The sequence below is a fragment of the Bacteroides ihuae genome (assembly GCF_900104585.1).
GTDB lineage: Bacteria > Bacteroidota > Bacteroidia > Bacteroidales > Bacteroidaceae > Bacteroides > Bacteroides ihuae.
In genome coordinates, this window is record NZ_FNVX01000005.1 from 559,731 (window position 1) to 585,445 (window position 25,715).

11 protein-coding genes are annotated in these 25,715 nt (G+C 41.4%); all 11 read left to right on the forward strand.

The window, feature by feature from the left end:
- The first annotated feature begins 7 nt into the window (after positions 1-7).
- Positions 8-2,779 carry a glycoside hydrolase family 78 protein gene (locus BQ5338_RS07895; protein WP_071146270.1) on the forward strand — a complete coding sequence of 924 codons (2,772 nt, stop codon included), beginning with the start codon at positions 8-10 and terminating at the stop codon, positions 2,777-2,779.
- Positions 2,780-2,782: 3 nt separating this feature from the next.
- Positions 2,783-4,117, forward strand: coding sequence for a glycoside hydrolase family 28 protein (locus BQ5338_RS07900; protein ID WP_071146271.1), 1,335 nt, complete (start codon positions 2,783-2,785; stop codon positions 4,115-4,117).
- A 7-nt stretch (positions 4,118-4,124) separates the two neighbouring features.
- The gene (locus BQ5338_RS07905; RefSeq protein ID WP_071146272.1) at positions 4,125-6,095 is read left to right on the forward strand and encodes a 6-O-methylesterase; all 1,971 of its coding nucleotides are present in this window, start codon (positions 4,125-4,127) and stop codon (positions 6,093-6,095) included.
- A 19-nt stretch (positions 6,096-6,114) separates the two neighbouring features.
- Positions 6,115-8,559, forward strand: a complete 2,445-nt coding sequence (locus BQ5338_RS07910; protein WP_071146273.1) for a glycoside hydrolase family 95 protein — start codon at positions 6,115-6,117, stop codon at positions 8,557-8,559.
- A 26-nt stretch (positions 8,560-8,585) separates the two neighbouring features.
- Positions 8,586-10,046 carry a glycoside hydrolase family 140 protein gene (locus BQ5338_RS07915; RefSeq protein WP_071146274.1) on the forward strand — a complete coding sequence of 487 codons (1,461 nt, stop codon included), beginning with the start codon at positions 8,586-8,588 and terminating at the stop codon, positions 10,044-10,046.
- A 12-nt stretch (positions 10,047-10,058) separates the two neighbouring features.
- Complete coding sequence (locus tag BQ5338_RS07920; RefSeq protein WP_078063431.1) at positions 10,059-13,841, forward strand: family 78 glycoside hydrolase catalytic domain; 3,783 nt, start codon at positions 10,059-10,061, stop codon at positions 13,839-13,841.
- 17 nt (positions 13,842-13,858) lie between these two features.
- Positions 13,859-15,946, forward strand: coding sequence for an aceric acid hydrolase (locus BQ5338_RS07925; RefSeq protein ID WP_071146276.1), 2,088 nt, complete (start codon positions 13,859-13,861; stop codon positions 15,944-15,946).
- A 15-nt stretch (positions 15,947-15,961) separates the two neighbouring features.
- Positions 15,962-17,803 carry a right-handed parallel beta-helix repeat-containing protein gene (locus BQ5338_RS07930; protein WP_071146847.1) on the forward strand — a complete coding sequence of 614 codons (1,842 nt, stop codon included), beginning with the start codon at positions 15,962-15,964 and terminating at the stop codon, positions 17,801-17,803.
- 60 nt (positions 17,804-17,863) lie between these two features.
- The gene (locus BQ5338_RS07935) at positions 17,864-20,053 is read left to right on the forward strand and encodes an alpha-L-rhamnosidase-related protein (protein ID WP_071146277.1); all 2,190 of its coding nucleotides are present in this window, start codon (positions 17,864-17,866) and stop codon (positions 20,051-20,053) included.
- Positions 20,054-20,360: 307 nt separating this feature from the next.
- Positions 20,361-22,964: a xylan 1,4-beta-xylosidase gene (xyl3A, locus tag BQ5338_RS07940; protein WP_071146278.1), complete on the forward strand. Its 2,604-nt coding sequence runs from the start codon at positions 20,361-20,363 to the stop codon at positions 22,962-22,964.
- Positions 22,965-23,206: 242 nt separating this feature from the next.
- Positions 23,207-25,534: a TonB-dependent siderophore receptor gene (locus tag BQ5338_RS07945; protein WP_394331132.1), complete on the forward strand. Its 2,328-nt coding sequence runs from the start codon at positions 23,207-23,209 to the stop codon at positions 25,532-25,534.
- Positions 25,535-25,715: the final 181 nt, after the last annotated feature.

The following is a 25,715-nucleotide window of genomic DNA, read 5'->3' on the forward strand; positions in this document are numbered from 1 at the left end:
AATAATAATGATAAGAAATAGAATATTATTCCTGTTTGCTATTGCTTTGTTTTTATTCACCGGCTCGGTTAGAGCTATTGAGGTAACAAAGACAACCTGTGAAATGGCTGTTAATCCGCTTTGTGTGGCTGTTAAATCACCTCGTTTTGGTTGGCAAATGCACTCTTCTCAACGAGGGAGTATGCAGAAGGCTTATGCCATTGAGGTGTACGCTGTACAGAATGGCAAACGTAGTCTTGTTTGGCAAACAGATAAAGTTAATTCTACTCAAAGTCAGTTAGTTCAGTATGCGGGAGAAGCTTTACAACCCCTAACTAAGTATGTCTGGAGAGTTCAGGTGTGGGATGAAAATAATCGCCTCTCTTCTTGGAGTAAAGAATCTGAATTTCGCTTAGCTCCAGACTATTCATTCTTTGATGCCCAGTGGATAGGTGCTATCTCACGCAAAGATGCTAAGCTGCCTCAGGGACGGAAATTTCATGAAACGGACATGAGGAAACCTGAAGTAAAAGCATTGTGGGCAGCTGTAGATACCTTATCGAATAAGAGTATTTATCTTCGTAAATCATTCGTTGCAACAAAGCAAGTGGACGAAGCGATTGTATATGTTTGCGGGCTCGGCCATTATGAATTGAGTCTGAATGGCAATAAGATTGGTGAAAGCGAGTTTGCTCCATTGTGGAGTGATTACGATAAAACGGTTTATTACAATGTTTATGATGTAACTTCAAATATCCGTAAAGGAGAGAATACTGTCGGCGCTCTTTTAGGTAATGGATTCTATAATGCACAAGGTGGAAGATATAGAAAACTACAGATTAGTTTCGGGCCGCCGACTCTGTTGCTGAAACTCGTTATTAAATATAATGATGGAACAAAGAAGGAAATCCTTTCGGATGCTGATTGGAAGTACAGCTTGAGCCCGATTACCTTTAATAGCATTTATGGTGGTGAAGATTACGATGCTCGCTTAGAACAGGTTGGCTGGAATACTGTTTCTTTCAATGATTCTACTTGGAAGCCTGTGGTGCTGCAACAAGCTCCTAAAGGGCAATTGCGTCCACAGATGGCTACTCCGGTTAAAATAATGGAACGGTATGGTATTCAGAAAGTGACTAAACTGACTCCTGAACAAATAGTTGCCGCATGTAAATCGACCAAACGAACGGTCGATGCTTCAGCTTTTGTTCTTGACATGGGGCAGAATCTGGCCGGATTTCCTGAAATAACTGTCAGTGGTAAAAAAGGCCAGAAAATAACGTTGCTTGTTGCAGAAGCCTTAACGGATGAAGGTGCTGCAAATCAGCGCCAGACAGGTAGGCCATATTATTATGAATACACTTTGAAAGGTGATGGTGATGAAACTTGGCATCCTCGTTTCTCTTATTACGGGTTTCGTTATATTCAGGTGGAAGGTGCTGTACTTAGAGGACAAAAGAATCCCCAAAAGTTAGCTGTATTAAAAAGTATAAAGTCTTGTTTTATCTATAATTCTGCGACCAAAGTTTCCTCTTTTGAAACATCTAATGCGATATTCAATAGTACACATCGCATTATAAAAATGGCTATCCAAAGCAATATGCAGTCAATCTTTACTGATTGTCCGCATCGTGAAAAACTAGGATGGTTGGAAGAAACTCATTTGAATGGCCCCGGATTATTATATAACTATGACCTTACTTCATTTTTCCCTAAAGTAGTTCAGGACATAGCTGATTCTCAACATGATAACGGCATGGTACCGACTATTGCTCCTCAGTATGTCGTTTTTGAAGGTCCGGGAATGGATGATTTTGCAAATTCGCCTGAATGGGGTTCAGCAATGATAATATTACCGTTTATGTATTACGAGACTTATGGTGATAAGTCACTCATTCAAAAATATTATCGCAATATGCGTGCTTACCTTGATTATCTGACTTCGCGTGCAGAAAATCATATTCTTTCATTTGGATTGGGCGATTGGTATGATTATGGTGATTTCAAAGCAGGCTTCTCAAAGAACACTCCTGTACCTTTAGTGGCAACAGCCCAATATTATATGGATGCTTGTTATATGGTTCGTGCAGCGGAAATGGTTGGCAATAAATATGATCTTGAATATTATACTCGTTTAAGCCAAGACATTAAAGCTGCATTTAATGAGAAATTCTTCAATGCGGAGACGAAACAATATGGTACAGGGAGTCAGTGTAGTAATGCGCTTCCATTATTTCTAGAGATGGTTAATTCAGAATTTCGTCAAGCTGTATTAGATAATTTAGTGAAAGATATAAAAGCTCATGGTAATCGTTTGACTACAGGTGATGTGGGAAACAGATATCTTTTTCAAACTTTGGCTCGCAATGGACTAAATGAACTGATGTACACCATGCACAATCATGAAGATGCTCCGGGTTACGGTTTCCAGTTGAAGTTTGGTGCAACTACGTTGACCGAACAGTGGGATCCCAGACAGGGTTCTTCTTGGAATCATTTTATGATGGGACAGATTGATGAATGGTTCTTTAACTCATTGGCTGGAATCAAAGCAGATGCTGCTACTCCAGGATATCAAAACTTTATTATTGCTCCGCAAGTTGTTGGCGATTTAAAATATGTGAGAGCATCTTATGAAACACTTTACGGAGCGATTTCTGTTCATTGGGTACGCACTGACAAAGTATTTACTCTGAATGTAGAAGTACCCGTAAATTGTACTGCTAAAGTATACTTACCTGGCGAAGAAGAAGCCAAGATTGTAAAAAGCGGAAGTTATTCATTTACCAAAAAAATGTAGAATATGAGAATACGTATCTTGACTTTATTCATTGCAGCCGTATGTTTGGCATTGCCACTTCGTGCAGAGCGAGTAGATATGCAGAGGGCGGGTGCTAAAGCAAATGGTGTTACTCTGAATACAAATCTGATTAATAAAACCATTTTACGTCTGAGTAAGGCGGGTGGAGGTACACTTTTCTTCTCAGCAGGTAAATATCTGACGGGTGCTATTGTGATGAAAAGTAATATCACGATTGAACTGGAAGCTGGAGCAACATTGCTCTTCTCTGATAATTTTGATGACTATCTTCCTTTTGTTGAAACCCGCCATGAGGGAGTCGTGATGAAGAGCTTCTCTCCGCTTATATATGCTGTTGATGCAGAGAATATAACCATCAAGGGAGAAGGAACGCTTGATGGGCAAGGGAAAAAGTGGTGGACAGAGTTTTTTCGAATCTTAGTTGACTTGAAGGATAATGGTGTACGCGACTTAAATAAATATCAATCTCTTTGGGAAAAGGAGAATGATACAAAGTCAATTTATGCGGAAACTAATTCAGATTATGTTGCTACTTTGCAACGTCGTTTTTTTCGTCCTCCTTTCATTCAACCCATTCGATGCAAGAATGTGCGTATTGAAGGTGTCAAAATAACAAATTCACCTTTCTGGACAGTAAACCCGGAATTTTGTGACAACGTAACGATTAAGGGAATTACCATTAACAATGTTCCTTCTCCAAATACGGATGGGATCAATCCTGAATCATGCAAGAATGTACATATCAGTGATAGCCATATCTCGGTTGGTGATGACTGTATTACTCTAAAATCGGGCCGTGACCTTCAAGCTCGCAAGTTAGGTGTTCCGTGTGAGAACATAACTATAACCAACTGTACAATGCTATCCGGTCATGGAGGAGTAGTCATCGGTAGTGAGATGAGTGGAAGTGTACGTAAGGTAGTTATTAGTAATTGTATTTTCGACGGAACAGATAGAGGTATTCGTTTGAAGTCAACTCGTGGAAGGGGTGGAGTAGTAGAAGATATTCGCATCAGTAATATTGTAATGAGCAACATCAACAATGAAGCCATTGTAATGGATTTAATGTATAGCAATATGCCTGTTGAACCTTTAAGTGAGCGGACACCGATCTTTAGAAATATTCATGTGTCGGGTCTTACTGCTACAGGTGTGAAAACTCCGATTGTGATAAGAGGGTTGGATGAAGCACACATTACTGATGTATCTCTTCGTGATATCAATATAGAAAGCAAGGAGAAGCCTCACTTTCAGAATTGTGATCGCATAACTCTTGATGATGTTATAGTAAATGGTCAAAAGGTAATCTTAGAATAAAAAACAAATGAAGAAGATTTTTCTTATTGTATTATTAGTCAGCTTTGTTGGTGCAAATGCTCAGAACCTGACTTTCGAGAATAAGTTTGCTCGTCCCCTCAGTGAAGTGCTTACTGATATACAAGCACGTTTTCATATCCGTCTGAAATATGATGTAGATACGGTTGGTAAAATACTCCCTTATGCCGATTTTCGTATTCGTCCATATTCGGCTGAAGAATCTTTGACGAATGTTTTGTCTCCTTTTGATTACAAGTTTGTGAAGCAAGAAGGTAATCTGTATAAGATAAGGAATTATGAATATGCACGTCGTACTTCTGAAGACGGACAAAAGGCTTTGATTTATTTAAAATCATTGTATTCTGATAAAGAATCGTGGGAAAAAAGAAGGGCGAATTTGCGTAAGGAAGTTCGTGCAAGACTGGGTCTTGATTCATTACTAAATAAAAGAGTAAATGCGAAGCCTATTCTTTCCAAGATAAGAAAATTCGATGGATATACTGTTCAAAACTTTGCGCTCGAGACGCTTCCCGGATTGTATGTCTGCGGTTCTATCTATACCCCGAACTCTAAAGGCAAGCATGCTTTGATCATTTGTCCGAATGGTCATTTTGGAGGTGGGCGCTATCGTGAAGATCAACAACAACGTATGGGTACGCTTGCACGTATGGGAGCTATTTGTGTTGATTACGATCTCTTTGGATGGGGAGAGTCGGCCCTACAAGTAGGTAGCGCAGCGCATCGTTCGAGTGCGGCACATGTAATACAAGCTATGAATGGGTTATCTATTTTAGATTACATGCTCTCGTCACGTAAAGACATTGATAAAAGTAGAGTGGGAGTAAATGGAGGCTCAGGTGGTGGAACGCAAACGGTGCTACTTACTGCTTTGGATCAACGTTTTACAGCTGCTGCTCCTGTTGTAAGTCTATCTTCTCACTTTGATGGCGGATGTCCCTGTGAAAGCGGCATGCCTGTAACAATGGCTTGTGGGGGTACTAATAATGCTGAATTAGCAGCAATGTTCGCACCTCGCCCTATGTTGGTTGTGTCCGATGGTAAGGATTGGACAAGCAGTGTACCTGAACTGGAATTTCCTTATCTGCAATACGTATTTGGCTTTTATGGAGCAGTTGATAAGGTAACAAATGTGCATCTTCCTAAAGAGGGGCATGACTTTGGTCTGAATAAGCGCAATGCTGTATATGATTTCTTTATTTCAGCTTTCTCTCTGGATAAAACGAAACTGGATGAAAAACGCGTAACGATTGAGCCAGAAGAAGCGATGTATAGCTTTGGTAAGGATGGAATTCTTCTTCCGGCAACAGCTATTCGCTCTTTTGATAAATTGGCTGTTTATTTTGATAAAGGTCGCTTCTCTGTATTACAATCGAATATTAGCCTTGAAAAAAAAACTACAGATTGGGTCTCTTTTCTCAATTTGGAAGATAAAAAGAAAATCTCTTTTGTGACGACATTGGTTTATAACCACCTGCGTAGTGTACGTGAGTGGCACAATGAACATCCATATAGTACTGTTCCTGAAGGAATAAATCCATTGAATGGTAAACCTCTTAGTCAACTTGATCGTGAGATGATTGCTGATTCTGCTATGCCTAAAGAAGTGCATACAAAATTAATGAATGGTTTGCGAAAGGCTCTTACCGAAGAACAGGTTGAAGCTATCCTCGATAAATATACAGTTGGTAAGGTCGCTTTTACGCTGGCTGGATATCATGCTATTGTTCCTGATCTTACTGAAAAGGAAGAAGCTTTCATCTTGGAGAACCTGAAACTGGCACGTGAGCAGGCTATTGATTATAAAAGCATGAAACAAATCTCTGCTGTATTTGAAATATACAAAAACAAATGTGAAGAGTACCTTAATAATAATGGACGTAGTTGGAGGCAATTGTTTAAAGACTATGTGAATAAGGTAAAAGCGGAGAAGGCAGCTAAAGCTGCTCAAAAAAGATAATGTTTGAAAGATAAAACTGATGAATAGAATAAAAGCTTCTCTACTTTTTTTGTTGTGTATGTTGGCTGTAGATGCTTCTGCGGTTGACTACAAACTCTGGTATGATAAACCGGCTACTGTCTGGACTGAGGCTCTTCCTTTAGGTAATGGAAGGCTGGGTGCTATGGTCTTCGGTACTCCGGGGATGGAACAAATTCAGCTGAATGAAGAGACTATTTGGGCGGGGCGTCCTAATAGTAATGCCAATCCGGATGCGTTAAAGTATATACCTAAAGTTCGTGAGCTTGTCTTTGCCGGCAAATATCTGGAAGCGCAAACATTGGCTACAGAAAAGGTTATGGCCAAAACGAATTCGGGCATGCCTTATCAAACTTTTGGCGACTTACGTATCTCGTTTCCCGGGCATACTCGTTATACTCATTATTATCGTGAACTAAGTCTTGATTCAGCTCAGACGGTAGTGCGTTATCAGGTCGATGGGGTAAACTATAAAAGAGAAACAATAACTTCATTTACTGATCAGGTTGTGATGGTTCGCCTTACAGCAGATGTCCCCGGAAAGATCACTTGCACTTCTATCCTGACTACTCCTCATCAGGATGCCGTGATTGCTTCTGATGGAAATACCGTTACCTTGTCAGGTGTCTCATCCTGGCATGAAGGATTGAAAGGTAAAGTTGAATTTCAGGGAAGATTAACCGCTAAGATAGAAGGTGGTAAGATGAGCTGTAAAGATGGTGTGTTGGCTATTGAAGGAGCTAATGAAGCTGTACTGTATGTCTCTATTGCAACAAACTTTAATAACTACAACGATATTACCGGTAATCAGGTAGAACGTGCAAAAGCTTATCTTGACAAGGCACTGAAACATACTTATATCGAAGATAGAAAAGCACATGTTGCTTTTTTTAAGAAATATATGGATCGCGTCTCCTTCAATCTGGGAGAGAATCAATATAAGGATGTGACAACAGATGTTCGTATTGAGCGTTTCAAAGAAACTAATGATGCACACTTGGTCGCTACTTACTTCAAATTTGGTCGTTATTTATTGATCTGTTCTTCTCAACCTGGTGGACAACCGGCTAATTTGCAAGGTATCTGGAATGATAAACTTTTTCCGTCGTGGGATAGCAAGTATACTTGTAACATTAATTTGGAGATGAACTACTGGCCGGCAGAAGTGACTAACCTGACGGAATTAAATAAACCGCTTTTTCAGTTAACGAAGGAAGTGAGCGAAACAGGAAAGGAAACAGCTAAGACGATGTATGGTGCTAAAGGTTGGGTGCTACATCACAATACGGATATCTGGCGGGTAACAGGAGCGATAGATAAAGCGCCTTCGGGGATGTGGCCTTCGGGCGGTGCTTGGTTGTGCCGTCATCTATGGGAACATTATTTGTATACAGGCGATCTTGAATTTCTTCGTTCTGTTTATTCTATTTTGAAAGGAGCCGGACATTTTTTTGATGAGATTATGGTGAAAGAGCCGGTACACGGATGGTTAGTCGTTTGTCCAAGCAACTCTCCCGAGAATACACATGCCGGAAGTAATGGAGATGCAACCACAGCGGCTGGTTGTACAATGGACAATCAATTGATTTTTGATTTGTGGACTTCTATAATAAGCACTGCTAAATTACTGAATACAGATGAAGAGCTTGTTGCCCATTTAAAAGAACGTCTGAAAGAAATGCCGCCGATGCAAGTCGGTCGATGGGGACAACTGCAGGAGTGGATGTTTGACTGGGACGATCCTAATGACATTCATCGCCACATGTCTCATCTTTACGGCATGTTTCCCAGCAATCAGATATCCCCATATCGTACTCCGAAACTCTTTGATGCTGCACGTACTTCACTGATTCATCGTGGCGATCCTTCTACAGGATGGAGCATGGGGTGGAAAGTCTGTCTATGGGCACGCTTGTTAGACGGTGATCATGCATATAAATTAATTACCGATCAACTGTCATTGGTTCGTAATGAAAAGAAAAAAGGCGGAACATATCCGAATCTGTTTGATGCGCATCCACCTTTCCAAATTGATGGAAACTTTGGCTGTACGGCAGGTATTGCAGAAATGTTGATGCAGAGTTATGACGGTTTTATTTATCTTCTTCCGGCCCTTCCCTCTTTATGGAAGGAAGGAGAGATAAAAGGCCTTGTTGCCCGCGGAGGTTTTGAGATGGATATGAGTTGGAAAGATGGGGAGATTTCTCGTTTAGTAATTAAGTCACGTATTGGTGGTAATTGTCGCTTGCGCTCATTGGCAAAACTTTCGGGTAAGGGCTTGAAGCGTGCGAAAGGAGTAAACCCTAATCAACTATATGCTGTGCCGGAAGTTACTCAACCTTTGGTAAACGGAAAAGCTAAATTAAATAAGATAGTGTTGAAAGACACCTATCTTTATGATCTTGTTACAGAGGCGGGTAAGGAGTATATCCTTATGGGAAAATAATAATGATATAATTAAAAGACAACGATATGAAGACAAATGTTTTTAGGTATTTATTGATCCTTTTAGTAGTAATGGCAGGCAATACTGTTTCTGCTCAGAATAAAGCATATATTCCCTGGAAAAACGGGAAGTTGCTCGTTTCGAAAGAAGGACGCTATCTGAAACACGAAAATGGAGTGCCTTTTTTTTGGCTTGGAGATACAGGATGGCTTTTGCCTGAACGCTTAGATCGTGATGAAGCGGAATACTATCTTGAACAATGCAAACAACGTGGTTACAATGTCGTTCAAGTGCAAACCATAAATAATATTCCTGCAATAAACTTTTATGGACAATACTCTCATCCGGATGGTTTTAACTTCAAAGAAATAAATAAGAAGGGAGTATATGGCTATTGGGATCACATGGATTATATCATTAAGACAGCTGAAAAGAAAGGCATATACATCGGGATGGTTTGTATTTGGGGTAATTTGGTGAAAAGTGGACAAATGACAGTTAAAGAGGCTCAGGCTTATGGCAAGTTTCTTGCTGAAAGATATAAAGACCAACCTAATATTATTTGGTTTATTGGAGGAGATATTCGTGGAGATGTGAAGACGGCAGAATGGGAGGCTTTGGCTAAAAGTATTCGGGCTATTGATAAAAATCACCTGATGACTTTCCATCCACGTGGAAGAACTACTTCAGCTACTTGGTTTAACAATGCCGAATGGTTAGATTTTAACATGTTTCAGAGTGGACACCGTCGTTACGGACAACGTAATGGGGATGGTGATTATACTATTAAGGAAAACACAGAGGAAGATAACTGGCGATATGTTGAAAGCAGTCAATCAATGACTCCTTTGAAACCAATTATTGATGGCGAACCTAGCTATGAAGAGATTCCTCAGGGTTTGCATGATCCTAACGAAACTTTATGGAATGATAATGACGTACGTCGTTACGCTTACTGGTCAGTCTTTGCAGGGTCATTTGGTCACACGTACGGTCATAATTCTATTATGCAGTTTCTTAAACCGGGTGTAGGTGGAGCTTATGGTTGTACAAAGCCTTGGTATGAGGCACTCAAGTCACTGGGCTTCAATCAGATGGAGTATATAAAGAATCTGATGCTCACTTTCCCATACTTTGAACGCGTTCCTGATCAGACCGTGATTGCCGGTACTAACGGTGAACGATATGACCGCGCTATTGCTACGCGGGGTAATGATTATTTGTTGGTTTACAACTACACCGGTCGTCCTATGGATATTGATTTGAGCAAAATAAGCGGGTCTAAGAAGAATGTTTGGTGGTATAGTGCTAAAGACGGTAAATTGGAATATGTTGGCGAGTTTGATAGCAAAGTTGTTAATTTCCAACACGATAGTGGTTATTGCAGTGGAAATGATCAGATACTTATCGCTGTCGATTCTTCTAAAAATTATGTAGAGAAGGGCTGGGTAGCACTTCCTGATGCACAACAAAAATGGAATAAATAATATCTCCTGTCTATGAGTAAGAATAGAGCACTTTGTCTTTTTATTATCTGCTTACTTCTTCCACTCTCTATGTGGGCAAAGGTAGATATCACTTATTTACGTACCGAGCAGATGGTTAATCCGATGGGGATTGATGCCGAAACTCCTCGTTTGAGTTGGAGACTTGTTTCATCCGAACGTAATGTGTTGCAAACAGCTTACCATATTCTTGTTGCATCTTCTTTGGAGAAGCTAAAGAATGGTGAAGGTGATTTATGGGATTCCGGTAAGGTTCATTCCGATGCTTCTATTTGGGTGCCTTATAATGGAGCGCTCTTAAAGAGTAATATGTATTGCTATTGGAAAGTGAACAGTTACACTACTCGTGGAGAAACCGGCTGGAGTGAACCTGCTCGTTGGAGCATGGGACTTCTTTCTGAAAATAATTGGAAAGGACAATGGATTGGTGCTGATAAAGCTTTCGCATGGGATAGTGAAACACAGTGGAGCAGACTGAGTGCACGTTATCTACGTAAAGAATTTAAGCTTACCAAGAAAGTAAAACGGGCAACTGTTCATATAGCGGGTTTGGGAATGTATGAGCTATTAATCAATGGAGAGAAGGTGGGCGATCAAGTGTTGGCTCCTGCTCCTACAGACTATAGAAAAACGGTTCTTTACAATAGTTTTGATGTCACTTCTATGCTTAAAGCTGAGAATGCTATCGGAGTAACGCTAGGCAATGGTCGTTTCTATACTATGCGTCAGAATTATAAGCCGTATAAAATATCTACTTTCGGATATCCAAAGATGCGTTTGAATTTGATTGTGGAATACTCGGATGGTAGTAAGGAAACGATTGCAAGTGATTCTAGCTGGAAGCTGACTGCTGATGGTCCTATTCGTAGTAATAATGAATATGACGGTGAAGATTATGATGCCCGCAAGGAACTGAAAGGTTGGGCACTTATCGGTTACGATGATTCACAATGGGAGAAAGCTCAACGTGTAAGCATACCCACGGGAACTTTGCATGCTGCCATGGCTCCCAACATGAAAGTGATGGAAACAATCAAGCCTATTTCTATAAAGAAAGTGGAGAAAAAGTACATCCTTGATATGGGACAAAACATGGTCGGCTGGATTCGTATGAAGATTAAAGGCAATGCCGGTGATTCCATTCGTTTGCGTTTTGCTGAATTGCTGCAAAAGAATGGTGAACTCTATGTTCGAAATCTTCGTGATGCTCGGGTAACAGATACTTATATTGTTCGTGGAGATGAGGCTGGTGTTCAATGGTCACCTCGCTTTGTCTATCATGGCTTTCGTTATGTAGAAGTTTCGGGCTATTCAAATGCCCAACTGAGTGATTTTGTAGGTGAAGTGGTAAATGATGAGATGGAGACTCTTGGTTCATTTGAAACATCCAATTCGATTCTGAATCAAATCTATAAAAATGCTTATTGGGGTATTCGTGGCAATTATAAAGGATTGCCTGTTGACTGTCCTCAACGCAATGAACGTCAACCATGGTTGGGCGATCGTGCTACTGGTTCATTGGGAGAAAGTTTCGTCTTTGAAAACGGGCCTCTCTATGCTAAATGGATGGATGACATCCGTGAAGCACAGCGTGAAGATGGGTGTATTCCTGATGTGGCTCCGGCTTACTGGAATTACTATTCAGATAATATGACTTGGCCTTCTGTCTTGCTACTCTCTTCTGATATGATTTATACCCAGTTTGGCAATATGAAACCGATTGTGAAGAACTATTTTGCTATGAAACTTTGGCTTTCTCACATGAAGAAGGAGTATATGACAGAAGATTATATCGTAACAAAAGATAAGTATGGTGACTGGTGTGTTCCTCCAGAATCATTAGAACTGATACATAGTAAAGATCCTAATCGTCAGACAGATGGACAGTTGATTGCTACTGCTTATTATTTTAAGATGTTGAGCTTGATGGTTCGTTTTGCTAACCTTCAGGGATTTAAAGAAGACGCTGCAGAGTTTGATGCTTTGGCTGTAAAGGTTAAAAAGGCTTTCAATAATAAGTTTCTGACTGTAAAGAATGGAACATCACGTGTTCCGGGACATTTACTTTATCCGGATAGCATTTATTATGGTAACAATACTGTTACGGCAAATATTCTGCCATTGGCATTTGAGATGGTTCCTTCGCAATACCTTGATGAGGTCTCTAAAAATGTAATTGCTACTATTATTACGACCAACAACGGACAGATTAGTACCGGAATGATTGGAGTGCAGTGGTTGATGCGTGAGCTAAGTAAGATAGGGCGCGGAGATATCGCTTATCTATTGGCTTCGAATAAGAAATATCCAAGTTGGGGATATATGGTTGAGCAAGGTGCTACTACCATCTGGGAGTTATGGAATGGAAATACTGCTAATCCGGAAATGAATAGTGGTAATCACGTAATGTTGTTGGGCGATTTAATTCCATGGTGTTATGAAAATCTGGCCGGTATCCGTTCAAGCCGTGAAGAAGTAGGTTTTAAACACATCGTTCTTCGTCCTGACTTTGGAGTGCAAGAGTTGAGTAAGGTAGATGCTTCATATATAACCCCTTATGGTAAGGTAGTTAGTAAATGGACAAAGACTCCGATGCAGTTGGAATGGGATGTTACTATTCCTGCTAATTCCACGGCAGAAGTTTATTTGCCGAATGGAAAGAAGGAGCAGATCGGTTCAGGAAGTTATCATTATAGTGTTAATATTCCAACGCGTGATAAAGCGATACTTACGGATGAGTTTTTGTATGAAGAGGCTTCTTTCCCTGAATGCCATGCATCGACGATAGCTGAAATGCCCAATGGTGATTTAGTCGCTTCTTTCTTTGGAGGTACCAAAGAGCGCAATCCTGATTGTTGCATTTGGGTATGCCGCAAAGAAAAGGCAAGTGATAAGTGGACAGCTCCGATGCTTGCAGCTGATGGTGTGTTTAGTTCCACAGAGAGAAAAGCTTGTTGGAATCCGGTTTTGTTTCAAATACCCGGTGGTGATCTACTCTTATTTTATAAGATAGGTTTAAAAGTTTCCGATTGGAGTGGCTGGTTAGTCCGTTCCAAAGATGGAGGAAAAACATGGAGTAAACGTGAGGCATTACCTGAAGGATTTTTGGGTCCGGTAAAGAATAAACCGGAATTAATCAATGGTAAAATTATCTGTCCTTCTAGTACAGAAGGTAGCGGCGGTTGGCAGATTCATTTTGAAATATCAGATGATATGGGTAAAACTTGGCGTATGGTTGGGCCAATAGCTGCTTCAGAAGCGGTGTTGACGACTGATGCGAATAAAGTGAGTCTAAAAGAAGACCCCGAGGCAGGAGAAAATTTCAAAAATACAGGTAAGGTCGTTCAGGCCATTCAACCAAGTATCTTGAAACTTAAAGATGGACGTCTACAGATACTTTGTCGCACTCGTAACGGAAAGTTAGCAACATCATGGAGCCGTGACAATGGAGAAACCTGGGCACCACTTACTCTGTCTGATGTCCCGAATAACAATTCAGGAACAGATGCGGTTACTCTTAAGGATGGCCGTCACGTACTTATATATAATAACTTTGGAACCTTACCGGGGACTCCGAAAGGGGTACGTACTCCATTAAATATAGCTATTTCTAAGGATGGTGTGAAATGGGAATCTAAGTTGATACTCGAAGATAGTCCGATTAGTCAGTACTCTTACCCTGCTATTATACAAGGGAAAGATGGTAGAATTCATGCTATTTATACTTGGCGTCGTCAGCGTATTAAGTATCAGTGTATTGATCCTAAAAAACTTTGATCAATATTAGTAAGAAGATGAAAAGAATGAAATTAATATATCTATCGGCAATTGTTATGGTTGCCACTACTGTTTGTGCTCAAGATAAAGGGCTGACAGATATGAGTCATAGTCGCTTTGCCAAAATGCATAATACGGAGCTCGGAGCTGCTCGTTGGACAAATGGTTTCTGGGGAGATCGGTTTGCCGTTTGTCAGGATACGATGCTTCTTAACATGTGGAAAACATGGAATGCTCCCGAAATATCTCACGGATTCCGCAACTTTGAAATTGCAGCCGGTGTTTGTCAGGGCGAGCATTGGGGACCTCCTTTTCATGATGGCGATTTCTATAAATGGTTAGAGGCCGTTGCAGCTGTTTATGCGGTAAATAAAGATCCGAAGCTTGATGCGTTGATGGATAAAATGATTAAAGACATTGTTTTGGCTCAACGTGAAGATGGATATATTCATACTCCCGTCATTATAGAAGAGAAAAATAAAGGTGTGGACTCTCATAAAATAGAGAAAGAGACTGTTATCGGAACAAAAGTAGGAGCAGCAGATGAGAAAGGTGCATTTGCTAATCGTCTGAACTTTGAAACGTATAACCTTGGCCACCTGATGATGGCTGGTATCACTCATTATCGTGCAACCGGTAAGAAAACATTGTTCGATGTAGCTGTAAAAGCAACTGATTTCCTTTGGCACTTTTACGAAACGGCTTCGGCTGAGTTGGCCCGTAATGCTATTTGCCCCTCTCACTACATGGGTGTGGTTGAGATGTATCGGGCAACAGGGAATCCTCGTTATCTGGAATTAGCAGAGAATCTTATTAAGATTCGTGGCATGGTGGAGAATGGAACGGATGATAACCAGGATCGGGTGCCATTCAGTCAGCAGAAGACGGCTATGGGACATGCTGTTCGTGCCAACTACCTTTATGCAGGTGTTGCTGATGTGTATGCTGAGACAGGAGATAAGATGCTGAAGGAAAATCTGGAAAGTATCTGGAAAGATATTGTAACCCGTAAAATGTACATTACGGGAGCTTGTGGAGCGTTGTATGACGGAACTTCACCTGATGGAACCTGTTATGTGCCTGATAGTATACAGAAAGTACACCAGAGTTATGGTCGTCCTTTTCAATTGCCAAACAGCACGGCACACAACGAAACCTGCGCCAATATCGGTAATCTATTGTTTAACTGGCGTATGTTCCAGACTTCAGGCGAAGCCAAATATGTAGACATTGTAGAGACTTGTCTTTATAATAGTGTGTTGAGTGGCGTTAGTTTAGACGGTAAACGCTTTTTCTATACCAACCCTTTGCGCATCAGTGATGATTTGCCCTACACACTTCGCTGGCCGAAGGAAAGAACAGAATACATCAGCTGTTTCTGTTGTCCTCCTAATACCGTGCGCACCGTTTGCGAAGCGCAGAATTATGCTTATACTGTAAGTGACAAAGGAATCTGGTGCAACCTCTATGGAGGTAGCGAATTGGTCACTACTTTAACGAGTGGTGATAAAGTGAAAATCACTCAGGTATCTGATTATCCTTGGGATGGAGTCGTTCAACTAGCTGTTAATCAGGCACCTAAAAAGAAAGCTTTCTCAATTTTCCTTCGTATTCCGGAATGGTGCGAAAACGCCACGTTAAAGGTCAACGGGGAGGTCGTTAATAATCTGCTTAAAGCGGATACTTACGCTGAAGTGAACCGTGTATGGAAGAAAGGTGATCAGGTGGAGTTTGTAATGGATATGCCTGTGAAACTGATAGAATCCAATCCTTTGGTCGAGGAGACTCGTAACCAAACCGTCGTTAAACGGGGTCCATTGGTTTACTGCCTTGAAGGCATCGATATCGAAGGTGGACATAAGATTGACAACGTAGTAATTCCTGCTGATATTAAGTTCACTCCTAAGAAGATAGCAATAGCCGGAAGTCCGATGGTTGCTTTGGAAGGAATAGCTCAGTTGTTGCCTGAAGTGTCATGGAAAGGTACTCTTTATCGTGAAGTCGTTCAAAGTAACAAGCCGGTTAGAATTAGTTTGATCCCTTATTATGCATGGGGAAACAGAGGCAAAACAGAAATGACCGTTTGGATGCCACTGGGTAGATAATAACGAATGAAGAGAATGAATAAATCAATATATATGTTACTCTTGCTGATTCTGTCAGCAAGAGTTTCTGCTACAGATATATGGGTATCTCCTAATGGAAGTGATCTTGCTGTCGGAACCAAAGAAGCACCAAAACAAACACTTACGGCAGCGTTGCGTCAAGCACGTGAACTCCGTCGCTTGCAGTCAAAAAGCATAAAAGGTGGCGTTACCATCTACATGCAAGGTGGTAACTATTCGCTATACGAACCGATTTTTATTCGTCCGGAAGATAGTGGGACAGCCGATTCACCTACTCTTATTCGCTCTGTAGAAGGCCAACAGGCTGTGTTGAGTGGTGGCGTGCGTATATCTGGTTGGAAGAAGAGCAAAGGTAACTTATGGGTTGCGGATGTTCCAAACTTCAATGGGTATCCGTTGGACTTCCGTCAACTGTGGGTAAACGGCAGTAAAGCTGTTCGTGCTCGTGATGTGGCCGACTTTGAACAAATGGCTCGTGTCATCAATAACGATCCTGTAAAGCAGATACTTTGGGTTCCCACCAAAGCGATAGCTAAAATACGTAAAGCTCCATTTGCAGAAATGGTGCTTCATGAAATGTGGTGTGTAGCCAATCTACGCATTCAGTCAATAGAGGTACATGGTGATTCTGCTGCTGTACGATTTCATAATCCGGAAAGCCGTATACAATTTGAACACCCCTGGCCACGTCCAATGGTCACAACTGACGGGCATAATTCGGCTTTCTACTTGACTAATGCAATTGAACTTCTTGATCAGCCAGGAGAATGGTATCACGATATTCGTACCAATAAGCTTTATTATTACCCACGTAAAGGTGAAGTAATGACTTCTGCTGAGGCCGTTGTTCCTGCTATTGAAACGCTGGTTCAAGTAGAAGGTACACTCGATCGTCCGGTACAATATATTATTTTTAAGAACGTAGCTTTCCGTCACACTACTTGGATGCGTCCATCTCTTAAAGGGCATGTACCTTTGCAGGCAGGTATGTATCTGACAGATGGCTATCAGATAAATCCGAAGATCGTTCGCAATTACAATAATCATGAGCTAGATAATCAAGGATGGTTGGGGCGCCCTGCAGGAGCCGTTCAGATAATAGGAGGCAATCATATTGACTTCAATGGATGTAACTTCGAACAACTTGGTTCTACCGGACTCGATTATGTTTATGGTGCACAAGGTGGCAAAGTAGAGGGATGCCTCTTCCGTGATATTGCGGGCAATGGTTTGCTAGCCGGCAGTTTTTCTCCTGTATCGCTTGAGACACACTTGCCTTATGATCCTGCCGACCGCAGAGAAGTATGCAGTCACCTGACCATTGCCAACAATTACTTTACAGATGTTGCCAACGAAGACTGGGGTTGTCTGGCTATCTGCGCAGGCTATGTAAGCGATATAAACATAGAGCATAATGAGATATGTGAAGTTCCTTACAGTGGCATTAGCCTAGGATGGGGATGGACACAAACCGTAAACTGTATGCGCAATAATCGGATACATGCCAACCTTATTTACCATTATGCCAAACACATGTACGATGTAGCTGGTATCTATACACTGGGCTCACAACCGAAGTCGTTTGTTACCGAGAATTGTGTGCATAGCATTTATAAACCTGGATACGCTCACGATCCTAACCATTGGTTCTACCTTTACACCGATGAAGGTTCTTCCTTTATTGCAGTGAAGAATAACTGGACAGAAGGGGAGAAGTTCCTCAAGAATGCCAATGGCCCCGGTAACGAGTGGGAGAATAACGGTCCGATGGTGAATGATTCTATCAAAAATCGTGCGGGACTTGAACCTGAGTTTATATATTTGAAGAAGAAGTAAGTTTACTTTGAGCCATTTGTTTATTCGGAATCGTTATCGATAAATTTATTCTTAACTCTTATGAAAAAGAAATTAATAATTTCCCTTTTGACTTTAGCTTTTGCTGCACCCCTGTTGGCACAAACATGGATTTGGTATCCCGGTGATTACGAGTTATGGTTGGGAAACAAGATGAATAACCGTCGTACAGAACGCGGAACCTTTTTTCCACCCTTTTGGAAGATGGCTAGCCACTATGTTTTGGTGGAATTCAGCAAACAGATTGATCTGTTACAGCCCGAAGAGATAGAAATTGCTGTTGAAGGAAAATATAACGTGAAGCTAGACGGTAAATTACAGTTTGGCGCTCCTAAGAAGCTACTCTTGTCGGCAGGGAAACATAGTCTCAATATCAAGGTACATAATCAAGCTACTCCTCCGGCTATCTTTGTTAAGGGTAAGAGCGTCAATACCGATGCTTCATGGAAAGTAACTTTCGAAGATAAAGAGTGGATTGACGAAAGTGGTAAAGCCAGTGATACTTCTGCTACTGTTTATATGGCTGCAGGCTGCTGGAACTTCAATACTCCTCAAGAACTTCCTTCACAATTCCGTTTGGCTGTAGAGAAACAATCTGCAGTCAGCAAAAAAGAACTTGCAAGTGGCGAACTAATCGATTTCGGAAAAGAAACCTTCGGATACATTATTATTAAAGGATTGACAGGTGATGGAATTGTGAATATCTACTACGGAGAAAGCCCCGAAGAGGCACAGGATACAGAGCATTGTGAGACTCTCGATAAATTGCAGATAAAAGGAACATCTGTCATTAATCTGGCAACCGGCGTTTCTACTCCTTTGCTAAATGGCGAGTATACACTCGATAATAATAAAGCTTTCCGCTACGTTTATGTCACTACAGAAAAGGGTGTTCAGTTCAGCGATGTAAGTATGCTCTATGAGTATATGCCCGAAGAATATCGCGGTAGTTTCCGTTGTAACGATGAAGAGATAAATAAAATATGGGATGTTGGTGCTTATACGATGCACCTCACTACCCGTGAGTTCTTCATTGATGGAATCAAGCGCGACCGCTGGGTGTGGAGTGGAGATGCTCTGCAAAGTTACCTAATGAACTATTACTTGTTTTTCGATAGCGAATCCGTAAAACGCACCATCTGGCTACTTCGCGGCAAAGATCCGGTAACAAGCCATACCAATACCATCATGGACTATTCGTTCTACTGGTTCCTGAGTGTGTACGACTATTATATGTACACAGGGGATAAAGCCTTCGTGAGCCAACTTTATCCAAGAATGCAGACAATGATGGAGTATGTGCTTGGACGTACCAATAAAAATGGGATGGTAGAAGGTCTGACTGGTGATTGGATCTTTATTGACTGGGCAGATGGTTATCTTGAGAAGAAAGGTGAGCTTTCCTTCGAACAGGTACTTTTCTGCAAGAGTCTTGAGACAATGGCACTCTGTGCTAAATTGGTGGATGATAAAGAGGGGCAAACCAAATACAACGGTTTGGCATCGGCATTGCGTGCTAAACTCGAACCTACTTTCTGGAATGAATCGAAGAAAGCCATGGTACACGGTTGCATGAATGGTAAACAGAGCGAAGCTGTTACCCGTTACTCTAACATGTTCTCTGTTTTCTTCAACTATCTGAAAGACGATCAGAAACAGGAGATCAAACATTCTGTGTTGTTGAACGATAGCATCATGAAGATAACAACTCCCTACATGCGTTTCTATGAGCTCGAAGCCCTTTGTGCACTTGGCGAGCAGAATGCTGTTATGAAAGAAATGAAAGCTTACTGGGGTGGTATGCTTCGTGAAGGAGCAACTTCTTTCTGGGAAAAATATAACCCTGAAGATAAAGGCACTCAGCATTTGGCTATGTATGGCCGGCCTTACGGGAAAAGCCTTTGCCACGCTTGGGGAGCAAGCCCTATCTATTTGTTAGGGAAATATTATCTGGGCGTAACTCCGGTCAAAGAGGGTTATAAAGAGTTTGCTATCAAGCCTGTACTTGGCGGATTGAAATGGATGGAAGGTGATGTCCCTACTCCTAAGGGAAAGATACATATCTTTATGAATAAGCGTTTCATCAAAGTAGTGGCAGGCGAGGGCAGTGGCTATCTCTACTTCACAACTACCCGAAAACCGAAAGTTTCAGTAGGTAAGATTGAAGAAGTGACTAAAAATTCTTATCGTTTATGGATTGACACAAAAGAGGAAGTTATTGTAAAATACTAAATCTTAGCAAAACTTGTTTGTTGAACATAGCCCGGTACGGTGATTGCCTATAATCAGTGTATCGGGCTGTTTTTTTTGTCTTTTTAGGCAAACTAAATGTTTTGTCTTATCGTATTTTATGATACTATTGATAAAGAAAAGATCATGGAGATGATGAATTATTTGCTTGCTAATTAAGTAATTTCAACATTTTTTTGTTCATTCATCTGACATAAAAATCTATATTTGTAATCGTAAATAGTACAATAACTTGATACTATGATTGGATAGAAGAATTACCCTTGTTATAAAATAAACACATAATAGTATGAAAATCACAAACTTAATCAAACTACGGCATTTGGCTTTTACCCTCTGCCTATTACCAGTGGCGGCAATGGCGCAGGATGCTTATAAGAATCCTCAACTGACACCCGAACAGCGTGCTAAAGATCTTCTTCCACGCCTTACGCTGGAAGAGAAAGTCGGGCTAATGCAAAACACTTCCGTGGCCATTCCTCATCTGGGCATCAAGGCATACGATTGGTGGAGCGAAGCACTTCATGGTATTGCCCGTGCGGGAAATGCCACCGTTTTTCCTCAAGCCATTGGTATGGCAGCATCGTTTGATAATGCTCTTCTTTATAAAGTGTTCGATGCGGTAAGTGATGAGGCTCGCGTCAAATACCGTCAGTTCAGCAGCACCGGACAGCATGGACGCTATCAGGGACTTACCGTCTGGACACCTAATATCAATATTTTCCGTGACCCACGTTGGGGTAGAGGGCAAGAAACCTATGGAGAAGATCCCTACCTTACTAGTCAGATGGGGCAAGCCGTAGTTCATGGCTTGCAGGGAGATCCCAATGCCAAATACAACAAGCTACATGCCTGTGCCAAGCACTTTGCTGTACATAGTGGCCCAGAATGGAACAGACATACCTATAATGCTGAAAATATTTCGCCACGTGATTTGTGGGAAACCTATCTGCCTGCTTTCAAAGACCTTGTTCAGAAAGCCAAAGTAAAAGAAGTGATGTGTGCTTATAACCGTTACGAAGGTGATCCCTGCTGTGGTTCCAACCGATTGTTGATGCAGATTTTGCGAGATGAATGGGGATTTAAAGACATGGTAGTAAGCGACTGTTGGGCTATTGCCGATTTCTTTAATCCGATTCCCAAAGGGCATGGTACAGAACCCGACGCTGCTCATGCTTCCGCCAAAGCAGTGATGAGTGGTACTGATGTGGAGTGTGGCCCTTTTTATGGTAGCCTACCCGATGCAGTAAAGCAAGGACTAATCAAGGAAGACAAGATCAATGAATCGGTTATTCGCTTGCTCAAAGCTCGCTTTGAACTCGGTGAGATGGACGATCCATCCATCGTGCCATGGATGAAGTTGAAAGATGATGTAATCGGCAGTCCCGAACATCAACAGTTAGCTCTGGATATGGCTCGTGAAAGCATGACGTTACTTCAGAACAAGAACAATATTCTGCCACTCTCCAAAGATATTAAAGTGGCAGTCATGGGACCAAATGCAACGGATTCTGTAACCATGTGGGCAAATTATAACGGCTTTCCTTTCCATACAACCACTTTTTTAGAAGGAATACAAAGCAAGATTCCTGCTTCACAGCTTATCTACGAATTGGGATGTGGTCATACAGAAAGCAAAACACTCCTTAGCATGTTCGATCAATGCGCATTGAATGGTCAGCAAGGATTTGAAGCCATCTATTTTGGTAATAACACATTTGACGGTGAACCTGTTGCTAAAGGCTGGATAAATACCCCTTTTTATTTTAATGCAGCAGGTGGAACTGTATTTGCAAGTGGTGTTCCTTTGACTAATTTTTCAGCCCGTTATCATTCAATTTTCACTCCTGTAGAATCGGGCGATATATGCTTCTACCTCAATCTTGTCGGTGGATATAGCTTGTATGTTGACGGGGTGAAGCAAAATGGAGGAAAGAGTATTGGTCTTCCTACCAATGTCTATACCCTCAAAGCCGAAGCTGGCAAATCATACGATATTCGTTTGGAGTATAGCGTAAATTATGAAGGAGTGTTGGCCTTCAATATTGGCAAAGAGGTAGATCTTGACTTTGATAAGGTAGTAACTGCCGTTAAAGATGTCGACGTAGTCATTTTTGCCGGAGGAATTTCGCCTAAGCTTGAAGGAGAGGAAATGTCTGTTAAAATAGACGGCTTCAAGGGTGGAGATCGTACGAGCATTGAATTACCAGCGATACAACGTAACTTGCTTAAGAAACTGAAAGAAGCAGGCAAGAAGATCATCTTTGTGAACTGTTCCGGTTCGGCTGTTGGTTTGGAGCCGGAAAGTAAGATTTGCGATGCCATTCTTCAGGCGTGGTATCCGGGACAGGCAGCCGGAACAGCTCTGGCCGATGTCATCTTCGGAGATTATAATCCTGCCGGACGATTACCTGTCACTTTCTATAAGAATACAGCGCAGCTTCCCGATTTTGAGAATTACGACATGAAAGGTCGTACCTATCGCTTCTTTAAAGGCGAAGCACTCTTTCCGTTCGGTTACGGCCTAAGCTATACCACTTTTGCTTATGGAAATGCTGAGCTTGCCAAAACAACTGTAAAGGCAGGAGAGAAGGCTGTTCTAACCATTCCTGTAAGGAATACAGGTAAGAGAGACGGAGATGAAGTGGTGCAAGTGTACCTCAGTCGCCCGTCGGATATAGACGCCCCAATAAAAACTTTGCGTGGATTTAAACGCGTATTTCTTAAAGCTGGAGAAAGTCAACAAGTGAAAATAGAACTTTCGGCGGACGATCTTCAATGGTTTGATACAGCATCCAATACCATGCGCTGCCTTCCGGGGGAATATAAAGTACTCTATGGCAGTAGTTCTCTAGATAAAGATTTAAAGAGTTTGAAGCTTGTAGTGAAGTAGTCTAGAATCAAAGATCATTTATAAGAAGAGGCTGGGTCGTTATGACTCAGCCTCTTTCGATTGCCTACCTCATAGGCACTATTTATTTCACAGGGAATACCTGTAACAGGGTATTTTATCTCGCAGTTTAACTATTATATGCGATTGACACAAAGACTGTAAAAGCGGACCTTTGCCTGTGAAATAAATAATAACTTATGAATAAAAAAATCATCTTATTGAGTTTCATGCTCCTTTGTGTGATGCAGGTCTTCGCACAAATAAAAGGAATCGTAAGCGATGAAAACGGAGAACCTCTAGTTTCTGCCAGCATTGTTGTGCAAGGTCACAAAATTTATACCGTGACGGACGATAATGGTGCATATACATTAAACAATCTACCTAAAGGTACCATTCATGTTACTGTCAGCTACATTGGTTTTCAGACTATTACCCGACAGATAGATATGATTCAGGGACAACCTCAGAAAGCCGATTTTCGATTGAGTATATCTAATATTCTCTCTGAAATCGAAGTGTTTGGAGAACGTTACAAACAACCTGCTAAGCTTGATGCTATCACTCGTATGCCTCTTAGGCCGAGCGAGCAGATACAAAGTATCTCTGTTGTTTCTGATAAAGTGATTTCTGAACAAGGTGCTCTGAGCGTAACCGATGTTGCCCGTAATGTGCCGGGTGTGAGCTTATTTGGCTCTTACGGTGGCATTCGTGAAAGTATGTCTATTCGTGGTTACCGCGGTGTTCCTATCCTGAAGAATGGAGTTGGTATAGATTCCGATTTTCGCACCGCTTCTCTTACTTCTGACATGCAAGGCGTTGAGTCGGTACAGATCATCAAAGGTTCTGCTGCCATCACACAAGGCATTGGCAACGGTTTGGGTAGCCCCGGAGGAGTGATCAATGTAGTAACCAAAACACCTAAATTCGTCAATAGTGGTGAGGTTGCTTTCCGTACCGGTAGCTGGGGACAAGTACGCCCTACACTTGACGTACAGACTGTACTAAACAAGAAACGTAATGTTGCTTTTCGTTTGAATGGAGCCTTTGAGCGGGCGGACAGTTATCGCAAGTATATCAACAGCAACCAGATATATATTAACCCTTCGTTAGAATGGCATCCCGACGATAAAACGATTGTTACGCTAGAGTTAGATTATTTTAACCAAAACAAAACGCCGGACAGAGGTACTGTGAATCTGGCCGCCGACAGCGTGGAGGCTCTTTATAAACTACCTTATGACAGATTCTTAGGATTTAGTACTGATAATGCTCATACTAAAACGACGACTTATGCTGCCCGTGTCACTCGTTTTCTAACGGACAATATCTATCTAAGAGGTGCTTATTTCAAATCGGACTATAGTTTGGACAATACAGGTGCAAGCCTTTCCACAGTTGAAAAGGACAACTATAAAAAGCGTGCCCGTACTCTTGCTCGTTCATTGAGGGCTGATCGTAATTCTACACTACAACTTGACCTTATTGGTAAAGATCTCTATACTGGTCCTATCCGTCATACTTTTCAAGTAGGGTTTGACTACAAAACGACTGATCTTACTACTACCAGCTATACATCTGCAAAAGTAGATACCATTGATGTGACGCAGAACTTTACGAGTACCTTGCCTACGAGTGTGAAATCTCTCAAAATAGGCACACCCGTTTATTCCACTGAATCAAACTATGGCTTGATGGCACAAGAGGTCATGACCTTTAATCGCTACCTCAAAGCTGTACTCGGTTTACGTTATAGTTATAGTAGCAGTGAGAATGATACTTCTACGGGTACTACCACCGGTGATTCATGGAATCCCATGTTCGGATTAATGGTGACTCCGGTAAAGAACGTCAACCTCTTTGGCTCTTATACTACAACAACCAGTTTGCGTTCTGCTGCCCAGAAGAAAGAAGATGGCACAGCCATTGGTTCATCAAACTCTAAACAGTGGGAGTTTGGCGTCAAATCAGATTGGTTAGATAATAGACTTCGTTTCAACTTTACCTATTTCTATATCAAAAACTCGAATACTTCCTATGGTATATACGATGAATTGGGTAATAATGTGCTTTATTATGACAATGCCGGAGATTTGATTAGAGACGGGTTAGAAGTAGAGCTAAATGGACGTATCTTATCGAATTTGCAAGTAATGCTCGGTTATGCTTATGTTAACCCGCGCTATAAAAACAGTCCCGCATTTAAGGAAGGTTCAGCACCGATTAATACAACCAAGAATACTGCTAATGCCTGGCTTCACTACTCAGTAGAGAGAGGCTTCCTGAAAGGACTTTCTTTAGGAGCAGGAGCTTACTATGTAGGCAAGCGTCCGGTAAATGACTACACTATTAAGGTAGCGGTGCACAATACCACTCCTAATGTGAAACCGTTTGATATGCCGGCTTATACCACCATTAATGCTCAGGTTGCCTACACTTTCAAACATCTCACTACCCGTGTATTCTTTAATAATATATTTGATGAAATCGGTTATAGCTCTTACTATCGTGGAGGTTATATCAATCAGATTGATCCGAGAAATTTTGCCGTTAATCTGAGCTATTCATTCTAAGCAATAAGTTTCTTTTTTTTATAGCATAAGGAAGGGGTGCCAAATGGGTACCCCTTTTGCATCATCAGTTGAATGAAATGTGTTCATTAGAAATATCATCCCGCAATATTTTTACAATTAGACCTGATTTTATAGATCATATAACTTCACCGTGGTGAACTAGTTAATTAAGCACGGTGAA

What these genes read in the sequence shown, in the direction of transcription:
- BQ5338_RS07915 (WP_071146274.1), top strand. Translation starts at nt 8,586, where the DNA reads ATGAAGACAAATGTTTTTAGGTATTTATTGATCCTTTTAGTAGTAATG.
- BQ5338_RS07930 (WP_071146847.1), top strand. Translation starts at nt 15,962, where the DNA reads ATGAATAAATCAATATATATGTTACTCTTGCTGATTCTGTCAGCAAGA.
- BQ5338_RS07905 (WP_071146272.1), top strand. Translation starts at nt 4,125, where the DNA reads ATGAAGAAGATTTTTCTTATTGTATTATTAGTCAGCTTTGTTGGTGCA.
- BQ5338_RS07900 (WP_071146271.1), top strand. Translation starts at nt 2,783, where the DNA reads ATGAGAATACGTATCTTGACTTTATTCATTGCAGCCGTATGTTTGGCA.
- xyl3A (WP_071146278.1), top strand. Translation starts at nt 20,361, where the DNA reads ATGAAAATCACAAACTTAATCAAACTACGGCATTTGGCTTTTACCCTC.
- BQ5338_RS07935 (WP_071146277.1), top strand. Translation starts at nt 17,864, where the DNA reads ATGAAAAAGAAATTAATAATTTCCCTTTTGACTTTAGCTTTTGCTGCA.
- BQ5338_RS07920 (WP_078063431.1), top strand. Translation starts at nt 10,059, where the DNA reads ATGAGTAAGAATAGAGCACTTTGTCTTTTTATTATCTGCTTACTTCTT.
- BQ5338_RS07895 (WP_071146270.1), top strand. Translation starts at nt 8, where the DNA reads ATGATAAGAAATAGAATATTATTCCTGTTTGCTATTGCTTTGTTTTTA.
- BQ5338_RS07945 (WP_394331132.1), top strand. Translation starts at nt 23,207, where the DNA reads ATGCAGGTCTTCGCACAAATAAAAGGAATCGTAAGCGATGAAAACGGA.
- BQ5338_RS07910 (WP_071146273.1), top strand. Translation starts at nt 6,115, where the DNA reads ATGAATAGAATAAAAGCTTCTCTACTTTTTTTGTTGTGTATGTTGGCT.
- BQ5338_RS07925 (WP_071146276.1), top strand. Translation starts at nt 13,859, where the DNA reads ATGAAAAGAATGAAATTAATATATCTATCGGCAATTGTTATGGTTGCC.